The 9389-nt window shown below is 68.0% G+C and carries 10 protein-coding genes; 6 read left to right on the plus strand and 4 right to left on the minus strand.

All coding sequences use genetic code 11. From position 1 onward, the window contains the following. Positions 1 to 6: 6 nt before the first annotated feature. On the minus strand, positions 7 to 576 hold the full coding sequence (locus ACTIEF_RS04915) for a LemA family protein (RefSeq protein ID WP_439471077.1): 570 nt from the start codon (positions 574 to 576) through the stop codon (positions 7 to 9). A gap of 90 nt (positions 577 to 666) precedes the next feature. Then, positions 667 to 2880 (minus strand): DNA topoisomerase IV subunit A, encoded by a 2214-nt coding sequence (gene parC / locus ACTIEF_RS04920; protein ID WP_439471078.1) that lies wholly within the window; start codon positions 2878 to 2880, stop codon positions 667 to 669. Between the two features lie 101 nt (positions 2881 to 2981). On the opposite strand from parC, the gene ACTIEF_RS04925 reads away from it, so the two are divergent. After that, complete coding sequence (locus ACTIEF_RS04925) at positions 2982 to 4043, plus strand: NAD(P)H-dependent flavin oxidoreductase (RefSeq protein ID WP_439471079.1); 1062 nt, start codon at positions 2982 to 2984, stop codon at positions 4041 to 4043. Here ACTIEF_RS04925 and recO read toward each other — a convergent pair. Beyond that, positions 4040 to 4771, minus strand: a complete 732-nt coding sequence (gene recO / locus ACTIEF_RS04930; RefSeq protein WP_439471080.1) for a DNA repair protein RecO — start codon at positions 4769 to 4771, stop codon at positions 4040 to 4042. The two genes, ACTIEF_RS04925 and recO, sit on opposite strands and share 4 nt — an antisense overlap. Before the next feature lie 124 nt (positions 4772 to 4895). Here recO and ACTIEF_RS04935 point away from each other — a divergent pair, with 124 nt between their 5' ends. Continuing rightward, positions 4896 to 5804 carry a hypothetical protein gene (locus tag ACTIEF_RS04935; protein ID WP_439471081.1) on the plus strand — a complete coding sequence of 303 codons (909 nt, stop codon included), beginning with the start codon at positions 4896 to 4898 and terminating at the stop codon, positions 5802 to 5804. On the opposite strand, the gene ACTIEF_RS04940 is transcribed toward ACTIEF_RS04935, so the two are convergent. Continuing rightward, positions 5801 to 6301: a nuclear transport factor 2 family protein gene (locus tag ACTIEF_RS04940; protein WP_439471082.1), complete on the minus strand. Its 501-nt coding sequence runs from the start codon at positions 6299 to 6301 to the stop codon at positions 5801 to 5803. The two genes, ACTIEF_RS04935 and ACTIEF_RS04940, sit on opposite strands and share 4 nt — an antisense overlap. Positions 6302 to 6436: 135 nt before the next feature. Between ACTIEF_RS04940 and ACTIEF_RS04945 the strand changes: the two genes are divergently transcribed. The 4 genes from ACTIEF_RS04945 to ACTIEF_RS04960 all read left to right on the plus strand — a co-directional run bounded on the left by ACTIEF_RS04945 (position 6437) and on the right by ACTIEF_RS04960 (position 9385). Continuing rightward, positions 6437 to 7945, plus strand: a complete 1509-nt coding sequence (locus tag ACTIEF_RS04945; protein ID WP_439471083.1) for an acetyl-CoA hydrolase/transferase family protein — start codon at positions 6437 to 6439, stop codon at positions 7943 to 7945. Between the two features lie 106 nt (positions 7946 to 8051). Further along, positions 8052 to 8402 carry an ArsR/SmtB family transcription factor gene (locus ACTIEF_RS04950; protein ID WP_439471084.1) on the plus strand — a complete coding sequence of 117 codons (351 nt, stop codon included), beginning with the start codon at positions 8052 to 8054 and terminating at the stop codon, positions 8400 to 8402. After that, positions 8386 to 8889 carry an SRPBCC family protein gene (locus ACTIEF_RS04955; protein WP_439471085.1) on the plus strand — a complete coding sequence of 168 codons (504 nt, stop codon included), beginning with the start codon at positions 8386 to 8388 and terminating at the stop codon, positions 8887 to 8889. Before ACTIEF_RS04950 ends, ACTIEF_RS04955 begins: the two co-directional genes overlap by 17 nt. A gap of 19 nt (positions 8890 to 8908) precedes the next feature. Then, complete coding sequence (locus tag ACTIEF_RS04960) at positions 8909 to 9385, plus strand: SRPBCC family protein (protein ID WP_439471086.1); 477 nt, start codon at positions 8909 to 8911, stop codon at positions 9383 to 9385. Positions 9386 to 9389 lie beyond the last annotated feature (4 nt).

Here is a 9389-nt window from a genome sequence, read left to right on the forward strand (position 1 = left end):
GTGAGGTTAGAACTTCACCTGCGGCGGGGCGGCGTTCATCGCGGCGCGGTCGCCCTCGCCCACGTCGAAGAACGGCTTGTCCGATCCGAAACCGAACAGGCCGGCGAACAGAACGGTCGGGAACTGGCGGCGCACGGCGTTGAACTCGCTGACGGCGCTGTTGAAGAAGCGACGGGCGGCGGCCAGCTTGTTCTCGATGTCCGAGATTTCAGCCGACAGCTGCTGGAAGTTGGTGTTGGCCTTCAGGTCCGGATAGGCTTCCGAGACGGCGAACAGGCGGCCCAGGGCGCCGGTCAGCATGTTCTCGGCCTGCACCTTGTCATTGACCGAGGTGGCGCCGGCGGCGGCCGCGCGGGCCTGGGTGACGGCGTCCAGGGTGCCGCGCTCGTGCGTGGCGTAGCCCTTCACCGTCTCGACCAGGTTCGGGATCAGGTCCTGACGCTGCTTCAGCTGCACGTCGATGTCGGCGAACGACTGATCGGCGCGCTGATCCAGCGCGACCAGCTTGTTGTAGCCGCCGACGACGATGAACAGCAGCACCAGAACGACGACGCCGATGATGATCCAGGTGATCATTGCATTCTCCAATCGGCCGGAAGCCCGGCCATCCCCTTATTATCGCGTGACACCGCAACGCTGGATAATGAAATCCGCGTCACCCGTGCGTTAGCGGAACTTCCTCATGCCGCGCGGTCCCTGACGGCCCGCCTGGGCGCGTTTGCCCAGCCAGTCCTTCCAGTCGGGCCAGTTGCGGCGACGACCGCCGCCGTCGGCCCATTCCGGTCCCTGTTCGGCGTTGAATACGGCCACGTCGACCAGGCCGCCCTGCTTGAAGTTCTGCAGCTTCACACCCTTGCCCCGGCCCATTTCGGGCAGTTCGGCCAGTGGGAAGATCAGGGCCTTGATGTTCTCCCCGATGGTGGCGACGTGGTCGCCCGCCGGGGTCTGAGGCACGCGGATCGCCGCCAGAAGGTCGCCGTTCAGCACCTGTTTGCCGCCGCGCTTCTGGGCCAGCAGGTCATCTTCCGGCGCGATGAAGCCGTAACCGGCCTTGGACGCGATCAGCAGCTTGCCGCCCGGCTGGTGCGCCAGCAGGTTGATGATCTCGGCCTTCTCGTCCAGCTCGATCATCAGGCGCAGCGGCTCGCCGTGGCCGCGGCCCGAGGCCAGCTTGTCGGCGCCGACGGTGAAGATGCGGCCGTCCGAGGCGGCGACCAGCAGCTTGTCGGTCGTATAGGCCGGGACCAGGAAGGCCAGGCTGTCGCCTTCCTTGAACTTCAGCTCCGACGGATCCTCGACCTTGCCCTTGGCGGCGCGGATCCAGCCGCGCTCGGACAGGATGACGGTGATCGCCTCGCGCGGGATGAAGGCTTCGACGGGGGCGAAGGCCGAGGTGTCCACGGCTTCGGCGATGGTCGTCCGGCGCGGCGAGATCAGGGCCTTGCGGACGACCTCCAGATCCTTGCCGACCTGCTTCCACTGTTTGGCGGGCGAGGTCGAAAGTGCTTGGAGATTGGCAAGTTCTTCCGACAGTTCCTTGAATTCGTTCTCAATCGCCATTTCCTCGATCCGCGCCAGCTGACGCAGGCGGGTGTCGAGGATGTAGTCGGCCTGCATCTCGGTCAGGCCGAAGCGCGCGATCAGGACGGCCTTGGGCTGTTCCTCCTCGCGGACGATGCGAATGACCTCGTCCAGGTTGAGGAAGACGATCCGCAGACCTTCCAACAGGTGCAGGCGCTTCTCGACGCGCTCGATCCGCCACTGGGCGCGACGGATCAGCACCTCGCGGCGGTGATCCAAGAAGGCCTGCAGGCAGGCCTTCAGACCCATGACGCGCGGCGTATTGGTGGCGTCCAGAACGTTCATATTGATGGGGAAGCGGACTTCCAGATCGGAAAGCTTGAACAGGCTTTCCATAAGAACTTCAGGCTCTACCGTCCGGGACTTCGGCTCGATGATGAGGCGAATGTCTTCCGCAGACTCGTCGCGCACGTCGGCCAGCAGCGGGGCCTTTTTGTTCTCGATCAGGTCGGCGAGGTCGGCGATCAGCTTCGACTTCTGCACCTGATAGGGCATTTCGGTGACGACGATGCGCCAGACGCCGCGGCCCAGGTCCTCGGTCTCCCAGCGGGCGCGCAGACGCACGCCGCCACGACCGGTCTCATAGGCGTCGAGGATGGAGGCATGGCCTTCCACCGCCACGCCGCCGGTCGGGAAGTCCGGGCCGGGCACGATCTGCACCAGTTCCTCGGTCGTCGCCTCGGGCCGCTCCAGGAGCAGGTGGCAGGCGTCGATCAGTTCGCCGACGTTGTGCGGCGGGATCGAGGTGGCCATGCCCACGGCGATGCCGGACGAGCCGTTGGCCAGCAGGTTGGGGAAGCCGGCGGGCAGGACGACCGGCTCCTCGTCCTGATCGTCATAGGTGGGGCGGAAGTCGACCGAATCCTGGTCGATGCCCTCCATCAGCAGCACGGCGGCGGGCGTCAGCTTGCACTCGGTGTAGCGCATGGCCGCGGCGTTATCGCCGTCGATGTTGCCGAAGTTCCCCTGCCCATCGACCAGCGGGTAGCGCTGGGCGAAGTCCTGGGCCAGGCGGACCAGGGCGTCATAGATCGAGGCGTCGCCGTGCGGGTGGTACGAGCCCATCACCTCCCCGACGACCTTGGCGCACTTCCGCGCCGCGGCCTGCGGGTTCAGGCGCATCTGGTGCATGGCGTACATGATGCGCCGGTGCACGGGCTTGAAGCCGTCGCGAACGTCCGGGAGGGCCCGGTTGGTGATCGTCGACAGGGCATAGGCGAGGTAGCGCTTGGACAGCGCGTCGCCCATCGGCTCGTCAACGATACGGCCGCCTTCGGGCGGGGTCGTGTGGATGGTCATGAAACAGCGAATCGGGGATCGGAAGCCGGAAGTCTAGCGCAGCCTTGGGCTGGCGGGGGCTTCCCGACCGCCTATCTGGGGATCATTGGAGGCTGAACATCATGCAGACCGCCCTCACCCGCCGCCTGACCCTGCGTCATCCGGTCATCCAGGCGCCGATGGCCGGGACCTCCACGCCGGAGATGGCGGCGGCGGTGACCAATGCGGGCGGGCTGGGCTCCATCGCCGTGGGCTCGGTCGGGCCGGACGAGGCGCGGGCGCAGATCCGGGCCACACGAGCGCTGACCGACGGGCCGTTCAATGTGAATGTCTTCTGCCACGACCCGGCCGAGGCCGATCCGGCGCGCAACGCCGGCTGGATCGAAAGCCTGCGGCCCCTGTTCGCGGACTTCGGCGCCGAGCCCCCCGCCGAGCTGCGCAACATCTACCGCAGCTTCCGCGTCGACGACGCCATGCTGGCCGTCCTGCTGGAGGAGCGGCCCACCGTGGTCAGCTTTCATTTCGGCCTGCCGGACCCCGACCGGATCGCGGCGCTGAAGGCGACCGGGATGGTGCTGATGGCCACCGCCACCTCCCCCTCGGAAGGCCGCGCCGTGCAGGCGGCGGGCGTCGACATGGTGGTGGCCCAAGGCGTCGAGGCGGGCGGCCATCGCGGCGTCTTCGATCCGGCGGACGATCCGCGCTTCGCGACACTGCCCCTCACCCGGTTGCTGGCCACGCAGCTCGACATCCCGGTCATCGCGGCGGGCGGCATCATGGACGGCGCGGGCGTGGCGGCGGCTCTGGCCCTCGGGGCGGCGGGCGCCCAGCTGGGCACGGCTTTCGTGGGCTGCCCGGAAAGCGCGGCGGGCCCGGCCTATCGCGCCGCTCTGGCGGGGGCGAATGCGGAGCGGACCCGGGTCAGCGCGGTCATTTCCGGCCGTCCGGCGCGGGGGTTGGAGAATGATTTCATGCGCCGGGCCGATCAGAGCCGGATCGCGCCCTATCCCTTCGCCTACGACATCGGCAAGGCGCTGAACGCGGCGGCCACGGCGAAGGGCGATACGGGCTACATGCCGAACTGGTCCGGGCAAGGCGCGCCGATGAGCCGAGCGATGCCAGCGGGCGAGCTGCTGGAAACCTTGGCCGCGGAGCTGGATCAGGCGCTGGCAGGGCTGCGCTAAAGCCGCCCCGCCTCGCGCAGCTTGTCGATCATCCAGACCCGCGCGGGCGGCAGGGGCCGGTCCATGGGGTGAAAGACGAACTGTTCCAGGAAGTGGCCGGTCAGGTCGAAGCCCGCGCCGGTATCGCCTTCCCGCAGCCCCGCCTGGGCGCCGAGCATGAAGGGCGGCAGCTTCAGCAGCTTTCCGGCGTAGGGCTCGCCCGCCTCGCGGCTGACGGCGCGGCCCGTGCGCGGGCTGACCCAGCACAGATCGTCCACCGAGCCGGTGGCGGCGCAGCGGCTGAGATCCAGTCCGAACCCCAGATCCTCCAGCAGGCCTGCCTCAAAGCGCACGAAGACGGCGGGCCAGACCTCCGGCAGGACGAAGGCCGACATCAGCGCCTCAAAAGCGAGGAAGGCCCCGGGATGCGGCTCCCGCTCCGGCAGGGCGCCCTGGGCCACGGCGGCGGCGGCGGCCAGACCGGTCAGGGCCAAGGGATCGTCGAACAGGGCGCTGGGCCCCTCGCCCACCGGCTCCAGCCGGGCCGAGCCCAACTGTTCCGAAGTCCGCGCCCGCACCTCGGCCACCACACGGGCGCCCGGCTGCAGGAAGGGCTTCATGCGCCGCGAGGCCCCGCCCGCGACATAGGCGGCCCGCCGCCCCTGTCCCTCGGTCAGCAGATCGACCACCACCCCGGTGTCGCCATGGGCGCGGGCGGACAGGACGAAGGCGTCTTCGGTGAAATCCATGCCTCACCTAGCCCGGAGAACGTCTTGAGAACAACCGCCTGATTTCGCTGACGCCCGGTCTTGTGGCGCGACCGGACGGCGGGCTAGCGTGACGGCTGAAGTAGAGTTCGCGGGGGCGCGCATCATGACCGATTTTCCGACGTCCAATTCGCGGCGTCCCAGGGCGCGCAAGCCGGGCGCCGCCGGGCCGGTGATCGGCTCGATCCTTGTCTTCCTGTGGGCCTTCATCTTTTCGGTGTCGCAGAGCTTCACCAAGGTCAAAGGCACGGCGAACATGGCCGGTGATCTGCTGGCGGGCATCTGCGTCGGCCTGTTGGGCGGGCTGCTTGGGGCGGTGATCGTCTGGCTGATCGTCTATTTCGTCTTCAACGGGCGGCGCTCGCCCAAGGGCAAGCTGGTGCTCGGGCTTCTGGTCGGGGTGGCCATTGTGGGCGCCCTGCCCGCCTCGGGCTTTCGTGCGCTCGGTGCGGGCGTGGCGGCCGAGACGGACGCGATCAACGCCGTCCGCGATGGGGTCAATGCGCGGCGCGACGCCCAGGTCGAACAGATCAGTCGTGAGCGCGACGCCCTCGTCAGCGGCGGCTTCTTCGAGCCCGCGGCGCTAGGCGCCCCCGGTGGTCTGACGCGCGCCCGCACCAAGCTGGTGGCCTTGCGCAAGATGCTTGTTGAAGCCGAGGCCGATGACGATCGCCTGCGCGCCCAGGCCCGGTCGGAGCTGGCGCAGACGCCGGTCTCCGCCGCCCGCAGGGATGAGATGCTGCGTGAGTTCGACGCCAACGTGGACGGCGAGCGGGAGCAGGCCCGGATCACCGCCGAGCTCAGTGCGATGCTGTTCGACGAGATGGAGGCGCAGCTCGACATCCTGGCACGCACCCACTGGACCGTCGACTATGGCCAGATCACCTTCACGACCGTCCGCGACATGAACGCCTTCAACGTCCGCGCGGACCGGGTCGACGAGATTTCGCGCGAGCTGGACGGCAGGGAACGGGCGCGACAGCAGCGGATCAATGCGGAACGCGCGCTCCGCTAGTCGGCGGCGCGCACCGCCTCGACCACGGCCCGGGCCTTGTCGTTCGGGATGGTGAAGCTGAGGACGTATTGTTCGATCTTCCAGCCGTCGTCCGTCAGGCGCAGCACGCCCGAGCCCCTGGTGACGCCGTAGGCGGCGTTGTCCAGCACCTCGTCGAACCAGGCGATGCAGCGGCATGGGATCGGCGCGATGGTCACGACCCGCTCGCGCGGCACATAGGTCCAGCCCCGTCCGCGCGCGAAATGGGGCTCCGTATAGGCGCGGAACTCGGTCAGCGACCAACGCTCGGTCGCATCCGTGCCGATGAACCGGGCGTCCGGGGTGAACAGGCTGAAATAGGCCGTGGTGTCGGCGGCGGTGGAGGCCACGTTCAGCTGGTCCAGCACCCGCCCGATCTCGGCCTCGGCGTTCTGGGCGCCATCCTGGGCCGGGGCCTGAGCCTGGGCGGCGGGCGCGAGCAGCACGGTGGCGGCGATGATGGCGGCGAGGGTCTTCATGGCTTCGATCTCCCGTTCGAACGCACAGGATGGCGTGACCGGGTTCTGTTGTCCCCTGTGAACGTCACGCGGTGGACCCGGCCAGACCAGAGGCCTAGACCCACAGCGTCACCGTAGCGTTCAAAGGCTCTCCCCATGTCCCGTATCCGCTCCGCCGCCCTTGAGGCCAAAGTCATGTCGGCCGAGGACGCCGCCGCCCTCATCCAGCCGGGCTCCACGGTCGGGATGAGCGGCTTCACCGGATCGGGCTATCCCAAGGCTGTGCCGACGGCGCTGGCGGCGCGGATGAAGGCGGCTCACGCGCGCGGCGAGGCCTTCCGCCTGAAGGTCTGGACCGGAGCCTCGACCGGCCCCGAGCTGGACGGCGCCCTGGCCAAGGCCGACGGCATCGAGTTCCGCCTGCCCTACAACTCGGACCCCATCGCCCGTGAGAAGATCAACAAGGGCGAGATGGAATATCTCGACATGCACCTCAGCCAGGTCGCGCCGGTGGCGTGGCAGGGCTTCCTCGGGCCGCTGGACGCCGCCGTGGTTGAGGTGTCGGGCATCACCGCCGACGGCGAGCTGATCCCCTCCTCCTCGGTCGGCAACAACAAGACCTGGCTGGACCGGGCCGGGCAGATCATCCTTGAGGTCAACAGCTGGCAGAACCCGGCGCTGGAGGGGATGCACGACATCTACTACGGCACCGCCCTGCCCCCGGCGCGCGTGCCGATCCCGCTGGTGCGTAGCGACCAGCGCATCGGCCAGCCGACCTTCCGCGTCGACCCGGACCGGATCGCCGCCATCGTCCGCACCGACACACCGGACCGCAACCTGCCCTTCGCCGCGCCGGACGCGTCCGCGTTGGCCATCGCCGGCCATCTGATCGAGTTCCTCGAGCATGAGGTGAAGCTGGGCCGTGTCCCGGCCAATCTGCTGCCGCTACAGTCCGGGGTCGGCAACATCGCCAACGCCGTCATGTCGGGCCTGAACGAGAGCCGGTTCGAGGGCCTGACCGCCTATACCGAAGTGCTGCAGGACGGCATGCTGGACATGCTGGAGAGCGGCAAGCTGACCGTCGCCTCGGCCACAGCCTTCTCGCTCAGCCCCGAGGCCGCGGCCCGCCTGAACCACGAGATGGAGGCCTTCCGCTCGAAGATCATCCTGCGCCCGCAGGAGATATCGAACCATCCCGAGCTGATCCGCCGCCTCGGCTGTATCGCCATGAACGGCATGATCGAGGCCGACATGTACGGCAATGTAAACTCGACCCACGTCATGGGCTCGCGCATCCAGAACGGCATCGGCGGCTCGGGCGACTTCGCCCGCAACGCCTTCATCTCGGTCTTCATGTCCCCGTCGACGGCCAAGGGCGGCAAGATCTCGGCCATCGTCCCCATGGCGAGCCACGTCGATCACATCACCCAGGATGTGCAGGTCATCGTCACCGAACAGGGCCTCGCCGACCTGCGCGGCCTGTCGCCCAAGCAGCGGGCCAAGGTGATCATCGCCAACTGCGCCCACCCCGACTATCGCGACGCCCTGGCCGACTATCACGCCCGGGCGCTGAAGGGCTCGTTCGGCCTGCAGACGCCGCATCTGTTGCCCGAGGCCCTGTCCTGGCACCAGCGGTTCATCGAGACCGGCTCGATGCGGGCGTAAGCGCCTGAGGCCCCTTCGCGGGCCCTTGATTTTCTATTTAACCGAGCGGTTGACAACGGATCGTGTCGGGTGCATTTAACTACTCAGTTATATACGAAGCGCCCCGATGGAAACCGATCCTCTCTCCGCCAGGTTCGCCGCCCTCGCCGACCCGACCCGTCGGGCCATCCTGGCGCGGCTGACCGAGGGCGAAGCCAGCGTGAACCAGCTTGCCGAGCCGTTCGACATGAGCCTCCCGGCTGTGTCGAAACATCTCAAGGTGCTGGAGAAGGCCGGCCTGATCAGTCGGGGAAAGGAGGCGCAGTGGCGCCCCGCCCGCCTCGAACCGATGGCCTTGAAGAGCGTCGCTGACTGGCTGGAACACTACCGCCGGTACTGGGACGCCAGCTTCGACCGCCTCGACGCCTACCTGAAGAAAATCCAGATGGGAGACCCAGACAATGGCTCAAGAAACTGACGACAATCCCTGCCACACCGACGGCGTGGCGCATGAGCACGCCCTGACCCTGCGCCGCGTGATCGACGCGACGCCCGAGCAGATCTGGAAGGCGTGGATGACGCCGGAAATCCTGCAGCAGTGGTTCGTGCCGCGCCCGTGGACCCTGTCGGACGTGCAGATCGATCCCCGCCCCGGCGGCGTGTTCAACTTCGTCATGCACGGCCCGGACGGCGAGACCATGCCCAACAGCGGCATCTTCCTGCACGTCGAGCCTGGCAAGCGCTGGATCACGACCGACGCCCTGACGCCGGACTGGAAGCCCGCAGGGCAACCGTTCATGGTGGCCACGGTTGAACTGACGCCCACGGCGGACGGCAAGACCGAATATGTCGCCACGGCCCGTCACTGGAATGCCGAGACCATGAAGCAGCACGAGGCCATGGGCTTCCACGAAGGCTGGGGGACGTGCGCCGACCAACTGGCCGAACTGCTGAAGACCCACTGATCCGGGAGCGGACCCGCCCATGAGCCTGACCGAAGCGTTCGCCGGCCGCCCGACCCTGAACATGCAGCGTGTCTTCGACGCGCCGCGCGCCCTGGTCTGGCGGGCGTGGACCAACCCCGAGGCGATGGTCATGTGGCTTGGACCGGTCGAATGGCCCGCGGTCAGCGTGAAGCAGGACCTGCGGGTCGGGGGTGAATGGCGGGCCTGCCTGCGCTCGCCGGACACCGGCCAGGACCTCTGGCAGGGCGGGGTCTATCGCGAGATCGTCCCGCCCGAGCGTCTGGTCTTCACCTTCAAGTGGGACGAGTCCCATGAGGACGGCCCGCCCGTGGACACCCTGGTGACCATGGTCCTGACCGAGACCGAGGACGGGCAAACCCGAATGGACTTCACCCATGAGGGGCTGAAGTCCGAACAGAGCCTGACCGGCCACAAACATGGCTGGAACAGCACCGCCGACCGGCTGGAGGCCTGGCTGGCGACCCACAAGGATTAAGGGA

The organism is Brevundimonas sp. (assembly GCF_051858995.1).
Classification (GTDB): domain Bacteria; phylum Pseudomonadota; class Alphaproteobacteria; order Caulobacterales; family Caulobacteraceae; genus Brevundimonas.

Coding starts and splice junctions, on each gene's coding strand:
- ACTIEF_RS04940 (WP_439471082.1), bottom strand. CDS start 6,301: ATGAAGACCCTCGCCGCCATCATCGCCGCCACCGTGCTGCTCGCGCCC.
- ACTIEF_RS04935 (WP_439471081.1), top strand. CDS start 4,896: ATGACCGATTTTCCGACGTCCAATTCGCGGCGTCCCAGGGCGCGCAAG.
- recO (WP_439471080.1), bottom strand. CDS start 4,771: ATGGATTTCACCGAAGACGCCTTCGTCCTGTCCGCCCGCGCCCATGGC.
- ACTIEF_RS04915 (WP_439471077.1), bottom strand. CDS start 576: ATGATCACCTGGATCATCATCGGCGTCGTCGTTCTGGTGCTGCTGTTC.
- ACTIEF_RS04925 (WP_439471079.1), top strand. CDS start 2,982: ATGCAGACCGCCCTCACCCGCCGCCTGACCCTGCGTCATCCGGTCATC.
- ACTIEF_RS04960 (WP_439471086.1), top strand. CDS start 8,909: ATGAGCCTGACCGAAGCGTTCGCCGGCCGCCCGACCCTGAACATGCAG.
- parC (WP_439471078.1), bottom strand. CDS start 2,880: ATGACCATCCACACGACCCCGCCCGAAGGCGGCCGTATCGTTGACGAG.
- ACTIEF_RS04950 (WP_439471084.1), top strand. CDS start 8,052: ATGGAAACCGATCCTCTCTCCGCCAGGTTCGCCGCCCTCGCCGACCCG.
- ACTIEF_RS04955 (WP_439471085.1), top strand. CDS start 8,386: ATGGCTCAAGAAACTGACGACAATCCCTGCCACACCGACGGCGTGGCG.
- ACTIEF_RS04945 (WP_439471083.1), top strand. CDS start 6,437: ATGTCCCGTATCCGCTCCGCCGCCCTTGAGGCCAAAGTCATGTCGGCC.